25 protein-coding genes, 1 other RNA gene and 1 riboswitch are annotated in these 24,475 nt (G+C 34.9%); of the genes, 10 read left to right on the top strand and 16 right to left on the bottom strand.

From position 1 onward, the window contains the following. The first annotated feature begins 33 nt into the window (after window positions 1-33). The 6 genes from HII32_RS06925 (at window position 34) to xerS (ending at window position 5,325) form a co-directional block, all read left to right on the top strand. Window positions 34-1,008, top strand: coding sequence for a LysR family transcriptional regulator (locus HII32_RS06925; protein WP_172189716.1), 975 nt, complete (start codon window positions 34-36; stop codon window positions 1,006-1,008). 19 nt (window positions 1,009-1,027) lie between these two features. After that, on the top strand, window positions 1,028-1,954 hold the full coding sequence (locus HII32_RS06920) for a manganese-dependent inorganic pyrophosphatase (RefSeq protein WP_172189714.1): 927 nt from the start codon (window positions 1,028-1,030) through the stop codon (window positions 1,952-1,954). Window positions 1,955-2,080: 126 nt separating this feature from the next. Next, window positions 2,081-2,518, top strand: coding sequence for a peptide-methionine (R)-S-oxide reductase MsrB (msrB, locus tag HII32_RS06915; protein ID WP_246224878.1), 438 nt, complete (start codon window positions 2,081-2,083; stop codon window positions 2,516-2,518). 37 nt (window positions 2,519-2,555) lie between these two features. Next, window positions 2,556-2,921, top strand: a complete 366-nt coding sequence (locus HII32_RS06910) for an iron-sulfur cluster biosynthesis family protein (protein ID WP_172189712.1) — start codon at window positions 2,556-2,558, stop codon at window positions 2,919-2,921. Window positions 2,922-2,944: 23 nt separating this feature from the next. Next, window positions 2,945-3,466, top strand: coding sequence for a peptide-methionine (S)-S-oxide reductase MsrA (gene msrA, locus HII32_RS06905; protein ID WP_172189710.1), 522 nt, complete (start codon window positions 2,945-2,947; stop codon window positions 3,464-3,466). 794 nt (window positions 3,467-4,260) lie between these two features. Further along, a complete protein-coding gene (gene xerS, locus HII32_RS06900; RefSeq protein WP_172189708.1) occupies window positions 4,261-5,325 on the top strand; it encodes a tyrosine recombinase XerS in 1,065 nt (354 codons plus the stop codon). Between the two features lie 66 nt (window positions 5,326-5,391). On the opposite strand, the gene HII32_RS06895 is transcribed toward xerS, so the two are convergent. The 3 genes from HII32_RS06895 to HII32_RS06885 all read right to left on the bottom strand — a co-directional run bounded on the left by HII32_RS06895 (window position 5,392) and on the right by HII32_RS06885 (window position 7,476). Beyond that, entirely contained in the window at window positions 5,392-5,928 is a 537-nt protein-coding gene (locus tag HII32_RS06895; RefSeq protein ID WP_172189696.1) for a folate family ECF transporter S component, read from the bottom strand. Between the two features lie 56 nt (window positions 5,929-5,984). Beyond that, window positions 5,985-6,084, bottom strand: a riboswitch (THF riboswitch). A gap of 82 nt (window positions 6,085-6,166) precedes the next feature. Beyond that, complete coding sequence (locus HII32_RS06890; protein ID WP_172189694.1) at window positions 6,167-7,042, bottom strand: DegV family protein; 876 nt, start codon at window positions 7,040-7,042, stop codon at window positions 6,167-6,169. A 20-nt stretch (window positions 7,043-7,062) separates the two neighbouring features. Next, window positions 7,063-7,476 (bottom strand): MarR family winged helix-turn-helix transcriptional regulator, encoded by a 414-nt coding sequence (locus HII32_RS06885; protein ID WP_172189692.1) that lies wholly within the window; start codon window positions 7,474-7,476, stop codon window positions 7,063-7,065. A gap of 154 nt (window positions 7,477-7,630) precedes the next feature. On the opposite strand from HII32_RS06885, the gene HII32_RS06880 reads away from it, so the two are divergent. Further along, window positions 7,631-9,343 (top strand): Rqc2 family fibronectin-binding protein, encoded by a 1,713-nt coding sequence (locus HII32_RS06880; RefSeq protein WP_172189690.1) that lies wholly within the window; start codon window positions 7,631-7,633, stop codon window positions 9,341-9,343. A gap of 6 nt (window positions 9,344-9,349) precedes the next feature. Here the strand turns inward: HII32_RS06880 and HII32_RS06875 are convergent, their stop codons facing one another. The 7 genes from HII32_RS06875 to HII32_RS06845 form a co-directional block, all read right to left on the bottom strand. Further along, entirely contained in the window at window positions 9,350-11,866 is a 2,517-nt protein-coding gene (locus tag HII32_RS06875; RefSeq protein WP_172189688.1) for a carbamoyl phosphate synthase preATP-grasp domain-containing protein, read from the bottom strand. After that, window positions 11,859-12,947 carry a carbamoyl phosphate synthase small subunit gene (locus HII32_RS06870; RefSeq protein ID WP_172189686.1) on the bottom strand — a complete coding sequence of 363 codons (1,089 nt, stop codon included), beginning with the start codon at window positions 12,945-12,947 and terminating at the stop codon, window positions 11,859-11,861. Before HII32_RS06870 ends, HII32_RS06875 begins: the two co-directional genes overlap by 8 nt. A gap of 24 nt (window positions 12,948-12,971) precedes the next feature. Continuing rightward, window positions 12,972-13,508: a bifunctional pyr operon transcriptional regulator/uracil phosphoribosyltransferase PyrR gene (pyrR, locus tag HII32_RS06865; protein ID WP_172189684.1), complete on the bottom strand. Its 537-nt coding sequence runs from the start codon at window positions 13,506-13,508 to the stop codon at window positions 12,972-12,974. A 101-nt stretch (window positions 13,509-13,609) separates the two neighbouring features. Continuing rightward, a complete protein-coding gene (locus HII32_RS06860; RefSeq protein ID WP_172189682.1) occupies window positions 13,610-14,515 on the bottom strand; it encodes an RluA family pseudouridine synthase in 906 nt (301 codons plus the stop codon). A gap of 9 nt (window positions 14,516-14,524) precedes the next feature. After that, the gene (gene lspA / locus HII32_RS06855; protein WP_172189680.1) at window positions 14,525-14,962 is read right to left on the bottom strand and encodes a signal peptidase II; all 438 of its coding nucleotides are present in this window, start codon (window positions 14,960-14,962) and stop codon (window positions 14,525-14,527) included. 10 nt (window positions 14,963-14,972) lie between these two features. After that, window positions 14,973-16,640, bottom strand: coding sequence for a formate--tetrahydrofolate ligase (locus tag HII32_RS06850; RefSeq protein ID WP_172189678.1), 1,668 nt, complete (start codon window positions 16,638-16,640; stop codon window positions 14,973-14,975). After that, entirely contained in the window at window positions 16,640-17,050 is a 411-nt protein-coding gene (locus HII32_RS06845; RefSeq protein WP_172189676.1) for an EbsA family protein, read from the bottom strand. Before HII32_RS06845 ends, HII32_RS06850 begins: the two co-directional genes overlap by 1 nt. 38 nt (window positions 17,051-17,088) lie before the next feature. Between HII32_RS06845 and HII32_RS06840 the strand changes: the two genes are divergently transcribed. Beyond that, a complete protein-coding gene (locus tag HII32_RS06840; protein WP_172189674.1) occupies window positions 17,089-17,472 on the top strand; it encodes a ribonuclease HI family protein in 384 nt (127 codons plus the stop codon). Here the strand turns inward: HII32_RS06840 and HII32_RS06835 are convergent. From HII32_RS06835 to HII32_RS06820, 4 genes are all read right to left on the bottom strand, one after another. Continuing rightward, entirely contained in the window at window positions 17,469-18,605 is a 1,137-nt protein-coding gene (locus HII32_RS06835) for a THUMP domain-containing class I SAM-dependent RNA methyltransferase (protein ID WP_172189672.1), read from the bottom strand. The two genes, HII32_RS06840 and HII32_RS06835, sit on opposite strands and share 4 nt — an antisense overlap. A 101-nt stretch (window positions 18,606-18,706) precedes the next feature. Continuing rightward, window positions 18,707-19,080, bottom strand: an RNA gene (gene rnpB, locus HII32_RS06830) — RNase P RNA component class B. A 15-nt stretch (window positions 19,081-19,095) separates the two neighbouring features. After that, on the bottom strand, window positions 19,096-19,458 hold the full coding sequence (gpsB, locus tag HII32_RS06825) for a cell division regulator GpsB (RefSeq protein WP_172190048.1): 363 nt from the start codon (window positions 19,456-19,458) through the stop codon (window positions 19,096-19,098). 56 nt (window positions 19,459-19,514) lie between these two features. Next, window positions 19,515-20,087: an SLOG family protein gene (locus tag HII32_RS06820; RefSeq protein ID WP_172189670.1), complete on the bottom strand. Its 573-nt coding sequence runs from the start codon at window positions 20,085-20,087 to the stop codon at window positions 19,515-19,517. A 112-nt stretch (window positions 20,088-20,199) separates the two neighbouring features. Here HII32_RS06820 and recU point away from each other — a divergent pair, with 112 nt between their 5' ends. Further along, window positions 20,200-20,796 carry a Holliday junction resolvase RecU gene (gene recU / locus HII32_RS06815; protein ID WP_172189668.1) on the top strand — a complete coding sequence of 199 codons (597 nt, stop codon included), beginning with the start codon at window positions 20,200-20,202 and terminating at the stop codon, window positions 20,794-20,796. Between the two features lie 18 nt (window positions 20,797-20,814). Further along, window positions 20,815-23,178, top strand: coding sequence for a PBP1A family penicillin-binding protein (locus tag HII32_RS06810; RefSeq protein WP_172189666.1), 2,364 nt, complete (start codon window positions 20,815-20,817; stop codon window positions 23,176-23,178). Between the two features lie 55 nt (window positions 23,179-23,233). Here HII32_RS06810 and HII32_RS06805 read toward each other — a convergent pair whose 3' ends face one another. Both HII32_RS06805 and HII32_RS06800 read right to left on the bottom strand, forming a co-directional pair. Further along, on the bottom strand, window positions 23,234-23,953 hold the full coding sequence (locus tag HII32_RS06805; protein WP_172189664.1) for a DnaD domain-containing protein: 720 nt from the start codon (window positions 23,951-23,953) through the stop codon (window positions 23,234-23,236). Window positions 23,954-23,970: 17 nt separating this feature from the next. Continuing rightward, a complete protein-coding gene (locus HII32_RS06800; RefSeq protein ID WP_172189662.1) occupies window positions 23,971-24,474 on the bottom strand; it encodes a cell wall elongation regulator TseB-like domain-containing protein in 504 nt (167 codons plus the stop codon). Window position 24,475 lies beyond the last annotated feature (1 nt).

Below are 24,475 nucleotides of genomic sequence, written 5' to 3'. Positions count from 1 at the left end.
CTTTAATTACTAAACAGATAAGGAGCCCAAAAAATGAAAACCACGCAAGAAAGCATTTTTTCTTCTAAAACGCTAAGTTATTTTCTTCAGCTGACAGAAACAATGAATTATACTCAGGCTGCTCAAATTTTGGGAATCACTCAACCAGCCTTAACGCAACAAATTAAAAAATTGGAGCGAACAGTTGGTGCACCATTATTTTACTCCGTTGGTAAAAAACTAAGATTGTCTGAAGCCGGACTTACAATGTTAAGGACTACCCGCGAAATTTATGAATTACTCAACGAAGCTACAGACGAAATTCAACAGTCTTCTAGTGCGTCAACCGGTGAAATTAATATCGGTATTCTAGCTTCCATTGAAACTAAAGTATTAGAAGCCTTTACGGTTGATTTATATAAGCAAAATCCTGATTTAACAGTTACTTTTCATATGTTAACTAGAAAAGAAATTTGGGAAAATTTGGAGAATAATCGAATTGATTTAGCTATTATGTATTTACCAGATGCTTCAATTAAAAACTGGCAACCATATGATTCGAAAAAGATTATGGCTGATGACTTAATGTTTGTACACCACGAAGAATCACTTAGCAATCGTAAATATGTGCGGTTTAAAGATACTGTTAATACACCTTGGGTTATTTATCCGCAAGGTTACTTTTTAAATGCTACATTGCATGAAGCATTTAAAAATCAAATGGTAGATTTTCCTAAGATTGCTGGCCGTTTTACATTACCTGGTCAAGTTTTGCATTTTGCTATTGACACTAAGACCAATACAGCACTACCATTATCGTACTTAGATGGTATTGATTCTAAGGTGTTGGAAGCTAGTCAAACTTGGTATACTGAATTAGAGCCTAAAGTTCAATTTGATTTAAGCTTTGTTTACCGTAAGAACAAAGATGAAATACCTAGAATTGATTATTTTCTTGAAGAGTTTGACAAATACCTAGCAGACGAGGATTATTTAACTAGGTTAAGAAAATTAACTAATTCTAAATAAACAATTAGGAGTGGATTACATGAGTAAAGAACTTGTTTTTGGACACAAAAGCCCAGATACTGATGCTATTAGTTGTGCCATTGAATATGCTTATTTAGCAAATAAATTGGGAGACGACGTTGAAGCGGTCGCTTTAGGAACCCCTAATGATGAAACTAAATTCGTATTAGATTACTTTAACGTTGATGCACCACGAGTAATTACTAACGCTAAGCCAGAAGTGGATTCAGTAGTGTTAGTTGACCATAATGAAGCTAAACAAAGTGTGGATGATTTAGCTGATGTAACAGTTACCCGTGTAATTGATCATCATAAAATTGATTTTCAATCTGCACAACCTTTGTATTACCGGGCAGAACCAGTAGGATGCTGCAGTACCATTATTTATAAAATGTTCTTAGAAAATGATGTTGTAATTCCACGTGAAATTGCCGGATTGATGCTTTCATCAATTATCTCAGATACATTATTATTAAAATCACCAACTACTACTGATGAGGAACGTCAAGCGGTTCCCGTGTTAGCTAAGTTAGCTGGAATTGATGATTATGAAACTTATGGTATCGAAATGTTAAAAGCGGGTACTAATGTAGCTGCTCGTTCCGCTGAAGATATTTTGCAAGGTGATGCCAAAACCTATGAAATGGGTGGTAAGAACCTTCGTATTGGTCAAGTTAATACAGTTGATTTAGAAGATGTATTAAGTCGTAAAGACGAATTAGAAGCAGAAATGAAGACAATTATGGCCGCTGATGGTTATGATATGTTCTTACTATTGGCTACTAATGTTTTAACTAGTGATTCAGTAATGTTAGTTTTAGGTGATCCTATTAATGCTATTGAAGAAGCCTACAATGCTAAAGTTGAAAATAATCTTGTTAACTTACCGGGAGTTGTATCTCGTAAGAAACAAGTAATTCCACCATTGCAAGCAGTGCTAGGTTAATAAATAAAAATAACATAAGTAGAGGAATTGATTACAATTCCTCTACTTATTTTTTATAAGCGTTTTTATTGATTTATAATTAGACCAAGAATATGATTAATAGAGATTAAAAAGGAGGCAGATTAGATGACAACTAATGATGATATGAATTTAAAACAAAAACTATCCAAAGAATCTTATGAAGTTACACAGCATGCTGCTACGGAACGTCCGTTTACTGGTAAATATGATCAATTTTTTGAAGATGGTATTTACGTGGATGTTGTGAGTGGAGAACCATTATTTAGTTCTAAGGATAAATATGATTCTGGTTGTGGTTGGCCAGCCTTCACTAAACCGATTGATAGAGCTGATATTAAAGAAAAACGTGATTCTTCCTTTGGTATGGAACGCACTGAAGTTAGAAGTCGAAATGCCGATTCCCATTTAGGTCATGTTTTTACAGATGGACCTCAAGATCGTGGCGGACTACGTTATTGTATTAATTCAGCGGCTTTAAGATTTATTCCTAAACAGGATTTAATTGAACAAGGTTATGGTCAATATACTCAATTATTTGAATAACTGTTGATTCTATTATGATAAGAAAGGAAGACCCTTAATGAATTTAGAAATTACTGCAGCAGCAAAACAACGTTTGGACGAAATTAATATTAATCACGGTAAAATTTTATTAAACCTAGATGATGGTGTTGGACCGTTTTCCAAATTTGCTACTTGTGCTTTTGATCTGGCTTTTAATGTAATTTTAGTAGATCAAAATGCCGAGGTCCTGGACTATGATCAACAAGTAGACTCGATTATGGGTCCGGTAGCTTATAAAGGTTATTCTAAGCCATATTTGGACAATCATCTGAAGTTAGATTGGAATGCTACTAACCATCAATTACAGCTTTCTGGGGATTCCAGTATGATTGATGAAAATGTTCAAATAAAAGACTTAACTACTACTAAAGTTAATGATTAATTTGAAAGGACGGTTGAGCTAATATGACAGTTGAAAAAGCCATTTTTGCAGGTGGATGTTTCTGGTGTATGGTCAAGCCATTTGAGGAACAGCCTGGAATTATTAAGGTAATCTCTGGATACACTGGTGGCCATACCGTTAATCCAACTTACCAAGAAGTAGCATCACATACAACAGGTCATACTGAAGCGATTGAAATTACTTTTGATCCAGAAATTATTTCGTATGAACAGTTAGTAGAAATTTATTGGCATCAAACTGATCCAACTGATGCTATGGGTCAATTCCAAGATCGTGGTGATAGTTATCGACCAGTTATTTTTGTAGACGGTCCAGAACAACGCCGAATTGCTGAAGCATCTAAACAGCGTTTAGCTGATAGCGAAAAATTTACTAAACCAATTGTGACAACTATCGAAGATGTTAAACCATTTTATGCTGCTGAAGAAGAACATCAAGATTTTTATAAAAAAAATCCATTTAGATATCAAATTGAAGAAATGGGTGGTCGAGCTGATTTTATTAAACAACATTGGAACGACTAAAAAAGTAAATTGACTAACTTCGTATAATATATATTATGTAAAGTAAAATATCAATTTACCATTTTAGTAAGAAAATAGTCAACCCTACATGAATTACATGTTCATGTTCGGTTGACTTTTTATTTTTATGACTGTATTTCTAATGATTAGCTAGATTGAAATTAAATAAATTATTTATGAACCAGCGTTTAATTGGATTTCATAAAATAACCAATGACACCTCTTTTAATTAAATCGAATAAAAATAATACTCACGTGTTAATATGGTTTTTTGATAGCCGGTACCGTAATATTTAATTGCAGCAACCATCGGCGGATTTAGCTTACTTATACAAAATTTTTTTTACTTTGGATTCTATATCTATATAGATTCTATATAATGGCAAAGAATTAAATACTTATGAAGTATTATTACCACTTTTATAAGCATCAAAACTTTGCTATAACAACTATAATTGTAGATAAAGAAATTTAGTTCTTGAAGCTATTTAGAAGTTATTGAAACCTTTTTTACTGATTTAACTTACTAAATTGTACAAAAGTCGATAGCGTTATTGTTAATACATGGCTGTTTTTATATAGAAAGTAGCCAATTAGCGTACTGTTAATTTTTGATTGTTTTTATTTCTTTGTTACGGGTACTGTCTATATTAGTGAATAAACTAGATTAATAATCAACTTTCATTAAAACAAGCATTTTAATGAAAGTACAGTAACAAAATATTTATTTTTCTTGCTTGACAGTAATTAAAACGATAAAATTAGATAAAAGAACATACGTTTGGAGAATCAAAATGGAAAAACAACGTTATTTAAAACTAATTGATAAAGAACTAGCTCTACTACCATGGTATGTACAAGAATATTACCAAGCTAAAGCGGTTATTCCCCTTTCACCAGCAACCCTTTATCAGTATTTAACTGAATTTCGTCGTTTTTTTGATTGGTTAATTACTGAAGGTTTTACTAATGCCACCTCACCTATTAATATAAATATAGATGTTTTAGCTCAATTAAAAAAAGAAACCGTTGAATTATATAAATCGGCCCTCTTGAATCAAGTTAAGCAAAAAGGAAGCAGAGATAGTCGCTCTCACCCTACCATTAATCGATCATTAAACGCATTATCGTCATTATTTAAATACTTAACTGAAGATACTGAAGATGAAAATGGTGAGGCTTATTTTGATCGAAATGTTATGCGTAAAGTTTCCCTAGTGCGTACTAATGAGACTTACTCTACCAGAGCTGCCAATTTAAAATCCAAATTAATGTTGGGGACTACAGATCATGACTATTTAGCTTTTATTGATGAGCGATACGAAAAACAACTTTCACCGGCACAACTAAAGTATTTCAAACGAGATAAATTGCGCGATCTAGCTATTAATGCTCTTTTGTTAGGCAGTGGTCTACGTGTGTCTGAAGCAGCTAATACAGATTTACGAGATTTGAATTTAAGAACTGGCACCATTAGTGTTATTAGAAAAGGTGGCCAACGTGATACAGTTCCAATTGCGCCGTGGACACTACCCTATATTGAAAAATATGTTAACAATAGAGAACAATTGTATCAGGTTACTGCAGATATGCATGCTTTATTTTTGAGTAATTATCGTGGTCAAGCATCTAGAATGCAAGCTAATTCTATTGAAAAGATGGTAGCTAAGTATTCAGAGGTATTCAAAGTACGAATCACTCCACATAAATTACGACACACGCTTGCATCCAAACTTTATCTAGCTACTAAAAATGAACAATTAGTGGCTACTCAGTTAGGTCAAAATTCTACTACCGCAACTGGATTGTACACTCATATCGTTGATGATGAACAACGACATGGCTTAGAGAAAATGTAATTGAATATTGTTGTTAAATAAAAAGAAACCGCTAAATTAGTCGGTTTCTTTTTATTATATATTTAATTAATTAGTGATTTGCTTATATATTTTTTTAATTGCTGGTGCGTTTAAGACAATGTATAAAACGATAATTTGAATAGGTGTAGTAATTATTTCCTTAATAATTCTTGTACTTAGCAACGCCATAAATGGTGTTTTGTACATAATATTTAGCCACCAAGTATTTAAGATGGTTGAGACAATGGTTGAAATAATTAATTGGCTTAAAATAACCCTGGTCCAAGTAGCCTGATGTTGGTATAAAAATAAACCGTAGATTATAGCAGATAAAATTGCCGATAACGTGAATCCCGGGGAATACCCCCCACCAGTTAATAAGGTACCAATGATATCTGCTATCATGGCTATTGCAGCCGACCACCATGGTCCATACCAAGCGCTAGTTAAAGCCATAACCGCAAAACCGAAACCAAATTGAATAAATTGGGTTCCAAAAGTTAATTGGTTTAGCACTAGGCCTACCGCCAATAAAACACCTAAAACAACAATATCTAAAGTCCGTAACTTACGAAAATGTAATGATTGCGTAATTGACTTCATGATAAACATCTCCTTAAAAAGGAGCTCACCAGACTATGACTTATTCAGTTAAAGTTATTGGTGAATGCGAAATTAGCATCGCAAGCAATAATTGCTTTTCGTTTGGAGTTCACATTCCGTTTCTCCAACACTTAACGCACTAATCTCTACCCCATATATTATTTGTAACTTCTAGAGTATAGCATAAGTATTAAAAAAAGACTATCAACTTACTTAAAATAAGCTGATAGTCTTATGATTAAAATTGATCTGTCTTTTCAAAATCACGTAGCCATGCTAGTGCTAATGCCTTTTCTCCTAAATGAGTACCGATGACTGGTCCAAAATAACTTTGTTCGATTGTCATGTTAGGGTATTGTTGCGCAATTTGTTTAGTCCAAGCATTGCCACCCTCTGGATCATTGGCATTTAAAATTAGAGCTCGCAACGGATAAGAAGCTTGCTGGTTAGCATCGGCAAAAATTTGTTCAACTCTGCCTAACGCTTTTTTTCTTGAACGTACTTTTTCAAAAGCCACAATTTCATTACTTTGATCATCAAAAGTTAATAATGGTTTAATTTTCAAAATACCGCCAATAAAAGCAGAAGCATTGGACAAGCGACCACCACGAACCAAGTTTTGTAAATCGTCAACGATGAATACCTCATCAATAGTGGAACGAAGATCATCGAGATATTGAATGATTTCAGTAACGGAGTAATTCTTAGCGGCCATTTTACTTGCTTGGATGGCAAGATAACCTAGTAGTTTAACTGTAATTTTAGAATCATAAGGGACTATTTTAATTTTTTCAATTGATGGAGCAATTTGTTCCAACGAATTATAAAATCCTGAAATGGTACTAGCTAAGTGAAGGCTAATTACCGTGTCGTAGCCTTCATCGGCCAATGAATTATATAAATTAATCATTTCACCGATTGGAGGTTGTGAGGTACTTGGAAATGAATTTGAATTACGCAATTTATCGTAAAAATCTTCAGTAGTGATGTCGACACCTTCATCGTAACTACGACCGTCAATTACTACCGGAATGGGAATCACTTTAATATTATATTTTTTAACTTCTTCATCAGTTAAATACGCAGTACTATCCGTAACAACTGCGATGCTCATATATTCCACCTACTTTTAAATTATATTCTAGCAATACTATTATCTAATCTATTTAACAAGATTTTTAGAAATTGTCGTTCTTGACTAGGCCAATGATTAAGAATTTGGTCGCATAGTTCATTGCTCAATTTATTGACCAACGTATAAGCTTCTACGCCACTTTCATTAGCTTGATACATTAATTGGCGGCGGTCTTTTCCTACCGCCACTTTAGAAATCATATTTTTGTTGACTAAACTTTTTAACTGTCTTGACAATGTGGAAATTTTTAACATAGACACAGTTGCCAGTCGTTCCTGGGTTGAAGCACCATCAATCACGTATCCTAGCAGATGCCACTCCGAGATTGTAAGATTAGCTGATTTAGTTAACTTTAATAAGTTTTTTTGATACTTTTTCTCAGCGCTAGTAAGGGCTTGAAACACTTCTTTCATTAAAAATCCCCTCCGTCAAAACAGTATATCGTAATTATTTGTACATTACAATTAATTCTCTTTAGTTTAGCTTTTCCTTTACAAAAGGACTATACTAGTTAATCGTAGGTACAATGCAAATGCAAAAATATATCATAGAAAGTGAGTTGTTACCATGTCATTTGATGGATCATTTCTCCATGCTCTCAGAAACGAACTAGATGATACCTTGACTACGGGACGAGTTAGTAAAATTAACCAACCATACCCAAATGAATTGATTTTAACAATCAGAGCTCACGGTAAAAGTCACCAGCTTCTCTTATCAGCTAATCCCACTTATGCTAGAACTCAAATTACTGAAATTCCATATAAAAATCCGGCCGTACCAAATAACTTTACAATGGTTATGAGAAAACATTTAAGTGGTTCGATTTTAAAAGAAATTAGCCAACCGGCTAATGATCGAGTACTCAAATTTCATTTCACGGCTAGAAATGAAATTGGTGATCAAGAAGAGCTTATCTTAATTATCGAAATTATGGCCCGTCATAGTAATATTATTTTAGTAGACCAAGCAACTAATAAAGTAATAGATTCGATTAAACGAGTAGGTAATGATGTTAATCGTTATCGAACAATTTTACCTGGATCCACTTATATTAACCCACCAAAACAAAATTCTATCGATCCATTCAAATCGGATGATTTAGACTTTTTATCAAAAATAGTTCGTGAATTTCCTAATGTAGATGTTTTAGCTAAAGAATTACAACATAATATTCAAGGATTGGGAAAAGACACATCTTTGGCATTAGCAACTAAATTACACGAACCTGGTGATTTAATTCAACATTATAAAACTTTTTTTGATGGATTTAACCATCCTAAGCCAACTATTAGCGAAGTTGCTAATAGCAAATATAATTTTACTGCTTTTCCGTATCCGGATACTTTTAATAACGTTGAATATTCGTCTTTAAGCGTTTTATTGGACCAATACTATCATGACCAAGTGCAACGGGATCGTGTAAGAGAAAAGGCCAATGTATTAATTAAAGTAGTTAAAAATCAACTTAAAAAAAATAAAACTAAATTAAATAAGTTAACTAAAGAATTAGAAGCTACCAAAAAAGCAGATAATTTTAGAATTAAGGGAGAAATTTTAACCACTTATCTCAATCAAGTTAAACGAGGTATGACAGAAATCGAATTACCAAATTTTTATGATGAGAATAATCAATTGATAAAAATTGCTCTATCAAATCAAATTTCTCCATCCGAAAATGCGCAAAAATACTTTAAAAAGTATCAAAAACTAAAAAATGCAATTACCTATTTAAATGAACAAATATCTAGTACCAAGACCGAAGTGAATTATTTTGAAAATATTCAAGCTCAAATTGAATTGGCTAACCCAGAGGATATTCAAGAAATCCGTTATGAATTAGAACAACAAGGATATCTAAAGAACCACGAACAACATAAAAAACAATCTAAGCGTCGTCATAAGGCTAATAAACCGGAAATGTTTAATGCTACTGATGGAACTGAAATTTTAGTTGGTAAAAATAACTTACAAAATGAACAGCTGACCTTGCATACCGCTGATAAACGAGATACATGGTTACACGTGAAAGATATCCCGGGCTCTCATGTTATTATTCGTTCATTTGACCCTAGTGATCAAACTATTCAAGAAGCTGCAATCTTAGCAGCCTATTTTTCTAAAGCACGTGATAGTACTAAAGTTCCAGTTGACTATGTTAAGGTCAAGGCTATTCGAAAGCCTAACGGGGCAAAACCAGGATTTGTTATTTATGAAGGACAGTCGCAAATATTAGTAGACCCAGATATTGATGTAATCAAAACACTAAAAAAGGAATGATTGTAATCATTCCTTTTTTTGTTGATCAATATTTTTAAATTGTAAACTAGCTCCCACCTCTTGCTTACTTGAACCTTGGTGGTTTCTGGCGTGAAGTGCTTCGAATGGAAAAATTCCGTTCATAATCGCAAAACGTTTAGGCTCGGTATGGCTTAATAATTCAGCTAATCTAACTAAATCCAAATTACCTAAATTCTTCTTGACTAGTACCCTCACCCAATTAATTCCAGTTGCCTTAGTTAAAAATGCGGTTTCAGTAATTCTAATGGGACGAATGCCAGCAAACTTAAAATTGCCTGGTGTGGTCTCTTCAAATAAAACTTGAACTAATCCCTGCCAATGACCACCAGTTAACTGCTTTCTTCCCTCAGCAATCAGCTTTTGTCCATATTGAGTGAATTGGTTCATGGGTTGCTGGTAATTAGTATTATAACGTTGATTTCGCTTATAACTTGTTACTGAATAGGAAATGGTCGTGATAGGAAGAATTACATTGCCATCAATGAAATAGTCAACAGCATTAGTAATCTCCGGTCGTATTAACTGGGCGTCCTTTTGATCTGGTGGTAGGACTATGATATTTAGTTCATCTCTTTGCTTAAGATTTTTAGCTAAATAGTGACGGTTTCCCGGCAATACGATTACTTTAGGCCGCTCCAATCGAATAATATTTAAAATATTACCAAGTTGAATTGGTTCAATATATTGTTTATCACTTAATTGTGGACTCATAGATACAGCATTAGGATTGTTATTTAACACAATGGTCTTATAGCCTGATTTATGCAATTGTATTAGAACTTGGGACGTATAGTAGTCTGCAGCCGCATTCGGCCCTAACTGATTACCACCGCGCCCAATTACTAATGCTGAATCGGTTTCGAATGGCTGACTTTCATTTTCTAGTTCGTAACTACTGTAAAAAATATTAGTGTTCTCAATAAATTCACCAGCACTGGATTCTACTTCTTTATAAGTCACTTGGACATTATTATCTTGGTTCAATTTTTCGACAGTTTGAATACTAGTATTCCATAATTCGGCTAACATACCATCACCAAAACCATATTGATGCCCCATTTTGATAGATTCAGCTGTCAGTGGATTAGTTTGGACAAATGTTTGTGCAAAAATAAGTTGTTTCAATTTATAAAAATAAAACTGATCAATCTTAGTTAGTTCAGCCAAGTCGTCGATAGAAAAGCCACGCCGTAAAGCTTCAATTAGAATTAAAATTCGGCTAGCTAACGGATGAATTAATTGATTAATTACATCATCATCATCAATATTTTGAACACTGGGTAAAATATCTCGTGGTGAAAATTGCGAACTGTGCATGGCTTTAATAATAGCTTCCTCGACGGTTCTACCGATTCCAATCGTTGACCCCACTGATTTCATCACGGTATCTAAATGCTGATCAGCGTCAGGAATGTCTTCAAACGGCCAAAGTGGTATTTTCACTAAAATATGATCTAGCGTGGGTTCCAACAGAGGTTTAATATGACTATATTTTGATGGTAATCGTACTTCAGCTAACGGATGCCCCACTTCAAGAAAAGTGGACACATAGGCTATGGGATATGCAGTTGCTTTTGTAGCCAATGCTGTATTACGTGTAAAATATGGACTAATTTTTGTTACAAAGTAATCTGAGTCGGTTCTACTTTGTGCAAATTGAATATGGCAACTGCCAGTAATGTTTAAGGCATCCATGATTTTAAAAGTTGCTGTTCGTAGACGTTGATACTCTTCATTGATTAGTGTTTGAGTGGGAGCAAAGATAATGGAATCACCAGAATGAATACCAATTGGATCCATATTTTCCAAACCAGTAACTAATATTTTATTACCATCTACATCTCTAATTCCCACCATTTCAATTTCTTTAAAACCAACAATACTTTGCTCTATTGAACAACGTTTAATGTAAGTTTGATCAAAACTGTACTGTAAGGCTGCCTCTAAATCATCCATATTAAAACAAATAATGCGGCTAGTATCGTGATCAGTTGAAAGAGGTTTAACGATAACTGGAAAACCAATTTCACGAACAAATTCTACGGCATCGTCATCAGAAGCTACCGTTCTTGATGCTATTACTGGTTCGTTCCAATCAGTTAATAATTGTCTGAGTCTATCACTATCGGCTACAGTTTGAAAAGTAGTTAAGCTATTACCAATAATAGCGACGTGTTCACTTTCTAAGATACCAGATTGATATAATTGTAATGCTAATTTTTGCCCTAATAATCCAGCCACACTAAATAAAATAGCATCAGGATGTTCTTTGGTAATGATGTTAATAATGTTTTCTAAGTTAATTGTTTGAAAAAAAACATTAGCGGCCTGAATTTCATCAGCAACAACTGAAAATGGATTGTTGTCTAAGTAAAGAACCTTGGTTCCCATTTTTTTAAAAGCGATTACTTTTTCAAAGGCGGCTGCATCTAATTCATTTTCACTACCTAAAGTGGTGGGACCGCCACCAATGATTAAGACCTTATTATAGTTATCAGCCATTGTCATTTCTTCTCCTTACCGCCATCATTTCTATGAAATCATCGAATAAGTCGACCCGATCTTTAGGACCTGGTGCGCCATCTGGTAAAAATTCCACTGAAAATGCTGGAAAATCACGATGTCTTAATCCCTGAATGGTTCCATTCATAACATCTAGATAAGTAATTAATAGCTGCTTATGATTAATTGATTTCTTGTCAATTTCATAACCTTGTTCTTGATCAGCATAAAATATTTCGTTAGTGATAATTTCTTTTATAGGATGATTACTACCATGATGTTCTACGTCTAAAGGTAAAATACGGGCACCATTGGCAAGACCAAATAATTGATGTCCCAGTCCGATGGCCATTAATGGTACTTGAGATTCAATAGCTTTAATCATATGTAACACCGATTCTGGTAAGCTGTTAGGAGAACCTGGGCCAGTTGATAAAACAACACCGTCTGGATCAAAATCCATAATTTGTTCGCTAGATGTATCCCAAGGAACAACCGTGACGTTACATTTACGTTTAGATAATTCACGTAAGATACCATGTTTTAGTCCAAAGTCAACGACAATCACATTATCACCTTCACCTGGATTAGGATAAGGCTTGGGTGTTGCCACCTGGGCAACTTGTTGATTAGTTAGTACCGTGGCACTAAGCTGGTCAAAAGCATGTTCATCATCAACATCAACAATACTAGCTTTCATAGTTCCTTGATTTTGTAAATGGTGTCGTAATTGTCGCGTATCAATACCATAAATACCAGGGATACCATGTTGTTTTAAATAACGATCTAATGAAATTCTTTTTAAATGATCAGTTGCTAGATTTTCATACTCTCGAACAACTACCCCTTTAGCTGAAGGTAAAATTGATTCATATGCATTTTGATCTAAGCCAGTGTTACCAATAGATGGTTGAGTAAAAACAATAATTTGGTTGTGATGTACTTGATTAGTAATGATTTCTTGATAACCGTTCATTGTTGAATTGGTAATTATTTCACCAGTAGTAGTTGCCAAAGACCCGAAGGCTTGACCTGTATAGCTAGTACCATCTTCTAAAATAAGATATCTTGTTGTTGGCATAAAATATACCTCGTTAGTGTTAATCTACTTATTAATTTCTACGGCATCTTTACCGTCAATTTCGGATACTAATACACTGATTTTTTCTTTTTGAGAACTTGGAATATTTTTTCCTACAAAGTCAGCTCTAATAGGTAATTCTCGATGACCACGATCGACTAATACAGCTAAGTTAATCATTTTAGGGCGACCCAAATCCATAATAGCACTTAATGCTGCTCTGACAGTTCTACCGGTGTATAAAACATCGTCAACAATGACTACCCGTTTATCTTTTACTGAAATGTTAGGGTTGCTGTTAGTAATCGTTACTTCAGTTTCCGTAGGTTTATCGTGCTCCACATCATCACGGTAATTAGTGATATCTAATTCTCCAACTGGAACCGAAACATTTTCTAATTGTTGAAGACGGCTAGCAATTCGTTGTGCCAGGTAAACTCCTCTAGTTTTGATTCCAATCAGTACTAGATCGTCTACCCCTTTATTTTTTTCAATGATTTCATATGTAATTCTTGTTAGTGCACGCTGCATTGCCATTTGATCTAATACCACTTTACCCATGTCGCTCCTCCTTATTTGCTTAAATACATCAAAACCGGGAGATTTTCCCGGTTCACTAGTTTTCTAAATTTAGAATATGAAAATGTTAAAAATAAGTCAAGCTAACCTTGCTTATCTTGTCGTAAATGAGCCAATGTTTTTTGAAAAATATCTGGTGCAGGCACAGAAAAGTACATTTCCTTGCCAGATTGAGGGTGCTTAAATCCTAATTCGGCTGCATGTAAAAACTGACCGTGTCCTTTGATGGTTTTACGCGGACCATACAACGGATCGCCCACTAATGGATGGCCAATATACTTCAAATGAACCCTAATTTGATGGGTCCGCCCAGTTTCTAACTGACACTCAATTAAAGTATAATTTTGAAATCTCTCTAAAACCTTAAAATGAGTTACTGCATTTCTACCACCAGCAATAACTGCTTGTTTTTTTCGATCTTTAGGCGATCTTCCTAATGGTGCATCAATTGTACCGTTATCTTCTTTAATTTGGCCATGAACAAGAGCAATATATTTCCGTAAATTGGTCTTAGCCTTTAATTGTGCTGACAAGGATTGATGAGCTTGATCATTTTTAGCAACCATTAATAAGCCAGACGTATCTTTATCAATTCGATGAACAATTCCAGGTCGATACGTACCATTAATGGTAGATAATGGACTATGAAACAGCAAAGCGTTCACTAAGGTATGATTGGGATGCCCAGCTGAAGGGTGAACCACCATGCCTTGAGGTTTGTTGACGACAATCACATCCTCGTCCTCATAAATAATATCTAAGGAAATATTTTCTGGTGTCACAGAAATAGTTTCCGGTTGAATATCTTCTATTAAGATAATATCGTTAGCTTTCACTTTTTGTTTGGGTTGAACCACTTGATCATTTAAAGTAATATCTTGGTCTTCAATCATTTTTTTGGCCTGTGATCTAGAAATGCTAGAATCTAGTTCAGAAATTACCTTATCTAACCGCCCAATTTGATCAGTTATGATATACCTAGTTGCCAAATAACTCACCTACTTTTCCTTAATAATTAAGACTGTGAGAATTATAATTCCAATGGTTAAAAAGATATCGGCGCCATTAAAAATGGGAAAATTAACAAAGTCTAATTGAAACATATCTACCACGTATCCGTTATGAATTCGATCAATCAAATTGCCAATTGTCCCGGCAAGAATTAATGATAAAGATATTAGATACATTTTCTTTTCTTTGTAATGAAACATAAAGGTGATAATTAATCCGGTTGCAATTAAACCAACTAAAACAAAGAACCATTTTTGACCTTCTAAGATGCTCCAAGCTGCTCCAGAATTATTTAGCCTAGTTAGTGAGAACCAATTGGGGATTATGTTAACTACTTGGCCCAAACTTAAATTGGCTACGGTCATCATCTTAATTCCCTGATCAATTCCTATTAAGACTAATATCAAAACAAAATATAATATCATTTAATTACTCCTAAAATAAGCCGGTGATAGTTCCCTGATTATTAATGTCCATATCTAAAGCAGCTGGATGACTTGGTAAGCCAGGCATAGTTAAAATATTGCCCGTAATGGCCACGATAAATCCCGCACCAGCTTTTAACTGCAGTTCTTTGACATTAATATCGAAATCAGTAGGAGCTCCCAAAAGCTTAGCATTATCGCTAAATGAATATTGAGTTTTGGCCATACAAATTGGTAACTGACCATAACCCAGTCGCTCAATTCGTTTCATTTGCTTTTTAGCTGAAGCAGTCAAGGTAACTTTATTACCACCATAAATTTTTTGAACAATGTGATTCATTTTGGTCTCAATTGAATCATTTGCTACATAAATATTTGCTGATTGATAATCTTGTTGTGATAGTTCAATGATTTGTTGGGCCAAATCAATGGCGCCGGCCCCACCATCAGCAAAACAGTTAACAACGGATACCGGCGTTTTTAACGTTTCATTAACATATTGTTTGAGCCAATTAATTTCTGCTAAAGTATCTGTATCAAAACGATTAATTGCCACTACCACTGGTTGACCAAATTGTTTCATATTATTAACGTGTCGTTTTAAATTAACAGCACCGGCCATTAAGCTAGCCAAATTTTCGGTAGCTAAATTAGTGGGATCATCACCGCCATTTAGTTTTAAAGCTCGAATGGTGGCCACCACTACCACGGCATCAGGTTTTTTATTTAACTTAGGTGTTAAAATATCCATGAATTTTTCTCCACCTAGATCTGAACCAAAGCCAGCTTCGGTAATGGTGTATTTAGCAGTTGCCATTGCAGCTTTTAAGGCTAACAGACTATTGCAACCATGGGCAATGTTAGCAAAGGGACCTCCATGAATGAATGCGGGGGTATGCTCTAATGTTTGTACTAAATTAGGCTTAATGGCATCCTTCATCAACACTGCCAAGGCACCTTGAACACCCAAATCGGCTACGGTTACTGGCTGGTTTTCGTACGTGTAAGCCACGATAATCTGGCTAATTTTATTTTTTAAATTTTCTAAATCAGTAGCTAAACATAAAATGGCCATAATTTCAGATGCTACGGTGATATCAAAGCCATCTTGACGAGGTTCTCCTGAGGTAGTTCCCCCTAGCCCTACTATAGTCTGGCGTAACTCACGATCATTAACATCTAAAACACGTTTCCAAACAATTCTTCTAGGGTCAATATTTAGTTGATTCCCGTGTTGAATATGGTTGTCAATTAAAGCTGCTAAAGTATCATGTGTTTCTGTAATTGCATGAAAATCACCAGTAAAGTGAAGGTTAATATCTTCCATGGGGACTACTTGCGCATAACCACCACCAGTGGCTCCGCCTTTTAATCCCATCACAGGTCCTAATGATGGTTCGCGTAATGCAATGGCTACCGATTGATTTAACCGATGCAATGCGTCACCTAAACCGACAGTGACTGTTGTTTTACCTTCACCAGCTCTAGTGGGATTAATTGATGTTACCAAAATTAGCTTCGCATCTGAACTAATTTCGTTATTATTAAAATTAGTGTTAACTTTAGCCTTGTAATTACCATAAAGCTCAAATTGACTATCAGATAAGCCTAGTTTTTGAGCAATTTGAGTAATGGGTAACATATCGGTACTTTGTGAAATTTCAATGTCTGTTTTCATTAATTATCACTCTTTTCTTGATTAGCTGATTCACCGATTAATTCAGCCAATTCGATTGCCGAATTTCTAGAAACCAGAAAATGATAAATTTTGCCGTTAGCAACAAAACCAATTTGGTGATTATCAGTACTAACTTCACTAATTTTATCGGTTTTAATAACTAATGATTTGGGATTGATTACTCGACTAACAGTAATAATTCCATTATGAATGGTAATCGTTCTAAAATGGATTTCTGCCCATACTACCAAAGCAAATAGAATAAAGAAAAACAGCGTAATCCATTGAAAATGTGTTACTTCCAACCAAAAAATTACGCCAATTAAAAAGATCACTAACGTCCAACTCCAGCAAATAACACTAACCAAAGGATTAGGTTGATATAAAAAGCGTCGTTTTTGAGTTATCATTTAATTAACTCCAATCTTAATAAAATATCGAGGAAAATATGATTAAACTATATACAGATGGGGCTTTTAACCCCTCAACCAAGAAAGCAGCCGCCGGAATTTTAATCGTTAATAATGGTCAGCAGTTACAATTAGGACAATCATTAACCAGTAATAATAATCACTCGGCCGAATTTGCTGCAGCCACGTTGGGATTTCAAAAGCTTTTAGAAAATGGACTTCAAAAAGAACCGGTTCTCTTTTATTGTGATAGTCAGTTAGTAATTGATAGTATGGAAAAACGTTACGCCAAGCACTATCAAGATCAAGTTGACGAACTACTAAAATTATATGACCAATTTGATTTAGTAGTCCTTGAATGGGTTTCTGACAAACAAAATCACGGAGCTCATGAACTAGCTTGGCAACACCTTAACAATTAGGCTTGAGTTCTGATTTTTTTACCCCAATATTGATAATAATCGGTCCTTAAAGCACCGTTATATAACTTTCTTTTTTTGGTAGCTGTTTGGCCATAACAATGTTCGAAATCTAAATCACTTGTAAGAAAATATTTTGACCAACTTGTCATCGGACGGAAAACATCACCTAATTGAGCGTATAATTTTTCCACTTGTGGCTTTTCTGCCATACGTTCCCCATATGGCGGATTACCAACTACGACGCCATTAATTTTATCCGTTTTAAAATCAGCTACAGCGATTTGTTTAAAGGTGATATCAGCAAATACGCCGGCTTCCATGGCATTTTTTTTGGCAATTTCAATCATGGAACCATCAATATCTGATGCCATGATTTGAAGTTCAGCATCATAATCTGCCTTATCATCTGCTAAAGCTCGTTGTTTTTCAACCATGTCAGCTGAAATCCAGTCCCAAGTTTCACAAACAAAATCCCGATTGAACCCAGGAGCGATATTTCTAGCAATTAGTGCGGCCTCGATAGGAATAGTACCTGAACCACAAAATGGGTCTAAAAATGGCATATCGGGGTACCAATTGGTTAACATGACAAGGGCTGCTGCCATATTTTCCTTCAATGGTGCAGGTCCTTTTTCAATTCGATATCCTCGTTTGAATAGACTAGAACCCGTAGTATCCATAGTTAACATTACTTGATCCTTATTCACGGCTACTTCTAGTGGGAATTCAGCCCCTGTTTCTGGTAATCGTCCTCGCCGATGATATTCTTCGGCGAGTTTATCAACGATAGCTTTTTTAACGATTCTTTGAACATCTGGAACACTGTGTAATTTAGAATTTCTAGATTTACCTTCTACTGGAAAAGCGGCATCCATTGGTAAATAAGTTTGCCAGTCAATGGCCTTAGTAGTTTCGTATAGTGTTTCAAAATCAGTAGCCTTAAACTCAGACATGATAATTTTAACTCGATCAGCAGTTCTTAGCCACAGATTAGCGTTGATAATATCTTCTTCAGTACCTTCAAATCTGACACGACCATTTTCCACACTGGTAGCATAACCTAAATCTCTTAGTTCTTTACCAACTAGCGATTCGATACCAGCGGCACAAGTAGCGATTAAATTGAATTTCATTTATTTTCCTCTTATATCTTGTTTTATTGATTACATACTAACTTAATTTTGGGTAATAAAAAAGTGGGAGCAAGCTCCCACCAATCCTGTTTAGTGTAAATTACTGTAAGCCATGTTTTGTGCTTAATTAATTCCAGGACAACTAATTAAGTAGTAATCATCTATCTCGAAGATTTTCATCTTCCCCCCACACTTGGTTCAGTTCCCGTGTGTGAAGCTCCCCTACCATAAGTTTGGGTTTCCCGCTCGAGGGGTTTACCGCGTTCCACCAGATAAGTTTCCAAATCTGAATCGTCACTGTGGCACCTTAAGGATTCGTTAGCATAGTCAAAGACCGTAGCATGGAATCCGCCATAACCTTAAAAAAGGTTCCCCGGCTTATTTTTTCACCGAGCACGAACACTACAAGCATCACAGCTTGTGCGAGCATGGACTTTCCTCAGCCGACCGTTGTCGACCGCAATTACTCATAATTTACACTAATATATAATTATAGACGATGTGAATCGTTTCCGTTATCTAATTGGGAACCAAACACCCGACGTTCAAGGTTGGACAATCGCTTTAAGATATCCATATTTGTTGCGCTTGACATAGGCTGTGAAACGGAACTACGGGTTAATGGAGATTGCCCGCTGCCACCACCAATGGCTACTTGCTTATTCAATTCATCTACTCGAATGCGAAGGCGTTCGTTTTCATCAGCCAAACTTTGATTTTGTTTGGTGAAGCTTTCGTAATCCTTAATAATGTCATCCAAAAAGCTATCCACATCATTTGGATCATAACCGCGCATTTTTTGGCGGAATTCTTTTTGAAGGATATCATTTGGAGTAAAATTAATATTTTCCATGTATCCATTACACCTCGTCATTAGTTTGCAACACATCACTAAAATAATATCACAATTTAACTATCTTGCAAACCATTATTTAGCATCTCTTGATATTCCTCAGCAGTTTCCTGCAGATCATCAAAAGTAATTAATTGATATGGGTATGAATGAGTTTCATTATACCCCAAAATTGCTTCGTAATCGTATTTTGGTTTACCAGGACTTTCTAAATCATATATCAAGATAGCCTCATCGGTATGACTTAACATAAATTCTTGGTAATTTCTTAATTGTTTGGGTGATTGATACTCTTGGTTACTAACAGTTGCTTGAAAATCAACCTGCAATTTAGTGTGAGTTAATATAGCCTGATTAGTTTCACCCCACTGGTTGCCAAAATTCTGAAATGGCAACATCATTGCCGTTTTAAATTCATCAGGATATTGTTTTTTTAAATCGGCGGCAACTTGAAGACTCCATTGTTCTACCCCAAGTTGACCACCAGAAATAATCCAATCAACGCCATCATTAATCGCTTGTTCTAAAGCAGATTTAATTGTCATTTTAACTACAGTTACTTTGGGATCTTGTTCATTAAAGGCGCCAATTTCGTAACTCCGATATCCTGTAATCCATAATCGACTCAAAAAAATCACCCGTTTATTTTATTTAATTGCCTATGATTGATATAATAACATTGTTTTTAAATTTAATGCTAGACGTTGAAATTGAATCAAGCTTAGTTGAGAGGCGGTTTTAATGACAATTAATTACCCTAATGGAAAGGCTTATGCCACCGATAACCATCACCAAATATCTAAAAAACCCATTTCTTTTTCTAACCGTGGTATGACCTTAGAAGAAGAAATCAATCGAAGTAATCAATATTACTTGGTTAATAACATTGCAGTCGTTCATAAAAAGCCCACTCCCATTCAAATTGTTTCTGTGGATTATCCTAAAAGAAGCGCCGCTAAAATTAAAGAAGCTTATTTTAAAAAAGCGTCTACTACGGATTATAATGGAGTCTATCAAGGTCATTATCTTGATTTTGATGCCAAAGAAACTAAGAATAAAAGCGCTTTTCCATTACAAAATTTTCATAAACATCAGATTGAACATATGAGACAATGTTTAAATCAGCAAGGAATTTGTTTTGCAATTATTAAATTTGTCGTTGATCAACAAATTTTTGTTTTAAAAGCGTCAGATTTAATTTATGCTTGGGATTGCCAATTTGATGGTGGTCGTAAATCAATCCCGCGAACAGAAATTGAAACTATGGGAATCAAGGTAGATTATCAAATCAATCCATTAATTCCTTATTTAAATGCGGTTGATCATTTTTTGAATTAATTATTAAAGGAGAAATACATGGCACAAGATAATAAAAAAAATACCAGGAGTGGCCGTCATTCGGTACCCAAACGTAAAGGACCCTTAAAAAAGATCTTATTAGTGGTTGGGGGAATAGTATTAGCTGGTGGCTTGGCAGGAGTCGGATTATTTACTTACTATGCCAGTTCAGCCCCTGCACTACCAGAAAGTGCATTAACTAGTGATAATTCAACTAAATTTTACGATGCTAAGGGTAACTTAATTTCTAGAACTGGGGCCCAAAATAGAGATTACGTGAAATCTAGTGATATTCCAGATAATTTAAAAAAGGCGGTAGTTTCTATTGAAGACCGACGTTTTTATAAGGATCATGGAGTTGATCCAGTGCGAATTGTTGAAGCTGCCTTCGCCAATTTAACTGGTAGTTCCTCGCTGGGACTACAAGGTGGCAGTACCCTAACTCAACAATTAGTTAAATTATCTGTCTTTTCCACTGCTGCTAGTGATCAAACTTTAAAGCGAAAAGCTCAAGAAGCTTGGTTAGCCATTCAAGTGGAAAGAAAATACTCTAAAGATCAAATTCTAGAATTTTATATGAACAAAGTTTATATGGGTAACGGCGTATATGGTATGCAAACTGCCGCAGAGTATTATTACGGTAAAACCTTAGACAAGCTAAACCTATCACAATTAGCACTGATTGCCGGAATGCCTCAATCACCAACCAACTATTCACCTTATAAATATCCACAATATGCTACTCAACGGCGTAATAATGTGTTACAAGCAATGGTTAAAAATAAAGCCATTACCCAGGCTCAAGCAGATGAGGCTAAAACAGTGAATGTTCAAACTGGACTAGCCAAAACTCATTCACAGTTAAATACTAGTGAGGCGACAAGTAAGTACATTGATTCTTACTTAAAAGAGACTATTTCAGAACTTCATGAAAAAGGTTATAAAAATACTAGTGGTTTAAAGGTATATACTAACCTTAAAATGAGTGCTCAAAAGAAAATGTATAAAACAGCTAATAGCAGTGATACCATCGTCTATCCTAGTAATAAATTTCAGCTAGGAGCTACGTTAATTAACGTGAATAACGGTAAAGTTGTGGCAATGCAAGGTAATCGCAAAAATAAAATTTCGTTTGGATTAAACCGTGCTGTTCAAACTGATCGTTCCAGCGGTTCTACTGCTAAACCGTTAATGGACTATGCCCCTGCTATTCAATATTTAAACTATCCAACTTATCAGCCGGTTAAAGATACACCATTTGTTTATCCCGGAACAGATAAAAGTTTAAATGATTTTGATAATCAATATCAGGGGACCATCACAATGAGAAAAGCCCTTATCGAATCACGAAATATCCCAGCTATCAGAACTTTGCAAAATGTTGGGGTGTCACAAGCTCAAACATTCTTAGAAGGTTTAGGAATGAAATTTAGCAAGCCATTGGATCTTCAAAACGGAATTGGTTTATATATTTCCTCAGAGCAAGAAGCTGCTGCATACGCTGCCTTTGCTAACGGTGGTACTTATTATGAACCTTATCTAATTAACAAAGTTGTTGAAACTAACGGTAAAACTAAAAAATTCTCCAGCAAAGGTAAACAAGCGATGTCTCCAGCAACCGCCTTTATGATTACCAACATGCTTAAAGGTGTTATGGATTCAAGTAATGGTTCTGGGACCGCTGCAAAGATTAGCGGTTTATACGAAGCCGGTAAAACTGGTACTACTCAATATCCTGATAACTATATTAATAAAGTACCTTCAAATTCAGCAATGGATTCATGGTTTACTGGATATACGAGACATTATGCCCTTTCAGTTTGGACTGGGTATGATCAACAATTTAAAGCTAACCACTATATTACCCAAGAACAAACTAAGATCGCTCAACAATATTATCGTGACGTAATGGCCACTGTTTCATTAACTAAAACCAACATTGATTGGCAACAACCAGCAGATGTTACCGCTGTTAAAAAGAATGGGCAAACAGAATATGCAGTTGCTGGGCATGAAACTACAGTAACTGATAATAGTTCGGCCACAGCAGCAAGTAATGCTACCACCACGGCTGGTTCTGGTAGTACTGCTACGGAGCCTAACAACAATAACAGTTCATCACAATCTACCACTAATACTTCTAACACTAGAAACAATACTGTTAGTAGCTACTCTTCTCGTGTCACCCAACAACCATCTACTAGTAATTCAACAAAATCTAATACAAATTCAGCTGATAATAGTAACGATGATTCAAATGATGATAATAACTCTGATGACAATAATTCTAAGTCAAATGACACAACCGATAATGATAAAAATGATGACAATAATAACGACAGTGATACAAATACTAAAGCCAATAAAGCTGACGATAACTAATTTATTAGCCATTTGAATTCATAAAAAACACCTTCGATTATTCGAAGGTGTTTTTTTATTGGTCTGATAAATTAACAAATGGAATCTCAGGGCCATTGTATTGACTCGTTGCTTCCGTTTCTTTATAGCGTTCGCTATGTTTCTTTTTATCTGCTTCTATTTGTGCCGGCGTCGTTAAATGTTTCTTTTCCCAATTAATCAAAATACGATCCATGTACTTCAAATTATATACCTGGCTAAGTGTAGCTTCTTTTAATGCTAGATTAACTAATTCAACTGAATAATGATCAATATCTAACCATTGGCTAATGGTTTCCATCTCAATCGGCGATAATGTTCGGCCAAATTCTTGTTCAATAGCACTAAATAAATTTTGACGAGTAAATTGTTGTACGGGCTGACTATTGGTAGTAACTGAAATCGATTCAGTATGCAATTCAGATTGATTTTTCATGATACCTTCTAAACGATCATAAATTGGTTGAAAATCGTACGCGTCCACCCGTTGACCATTTTGAATAATTGAAACAATTTTCATAATTTTTTTATCGATCATTTGTTGAAATAAATCAAATAAAGTTCGTTGATTCATTTGTGTTTGTTTAGATAGTGTTTTGATATTTGGTAACGGAACTACCGTACCCTGTTCTCTTTTAATCAACAAAAATACAACTAATTCCTTTTCTGTTAATCCCACTTGGCGATAATGTTTTAGCAACAATGTTGAAACGGTTGTCGTCCCAGTGGCAATTAACTTTTGAGTAAATGATTCCATTATTAACCCCACTTAGATTAGACGTTTTTTATATTTTTTTGTAGATTACCATTACTATATTTATAAGTTACATAATTCATTTTGTTATTTTTGCCAATATATCCTGCCAGCCAATAAGGTTTATCTTTTATCTTGGTTAAACCAATACTAACGATTTTTTGAGGCTTTAGTGCGGTCACTTTATTTTTAATTTGATCTTCAGTGACACCATTGTTGGCTTGAAGGACCGTAATATGTCCTCCTTTTTTAGCCACCATAACATAAACCTTTTGTTTGGCCTGATTGACCCCGGCGACACTATAGTACGTTTTGTTAAGATTAGTAGAATAAAAGGCCGTTATTTTATTTACCTTGCCGTACTTTTTCGCAATATCAATCGTTTGTTTTTTAGCACTATTCATTGGTTTTAATGCTAAGTGAAAAACTACAAAAATACTGAAAACTAAAACTAGCAGAGCCGTCCAGATAATCCAAGAATTACTAAATTCTCGTTTCATTCGAGTTTGACGTTGACGTTCCATT

The organism is Lentilactobacillus kribbianus (genome assembly GCF_013184075.1).
In the GTDB taxonomy this organism is placed as follows: domain Bacteria; phylum Bacillota; class Bacilli; order Lactobacillales; family Lactobacillaceae; genus Lentilactobacillus; species Lentilactobacillus kribbianus.
Note: the sequence above shows the minus strand (reverse complement) of the source record. Positions and strands in the feature narration are given on the sequence as shown.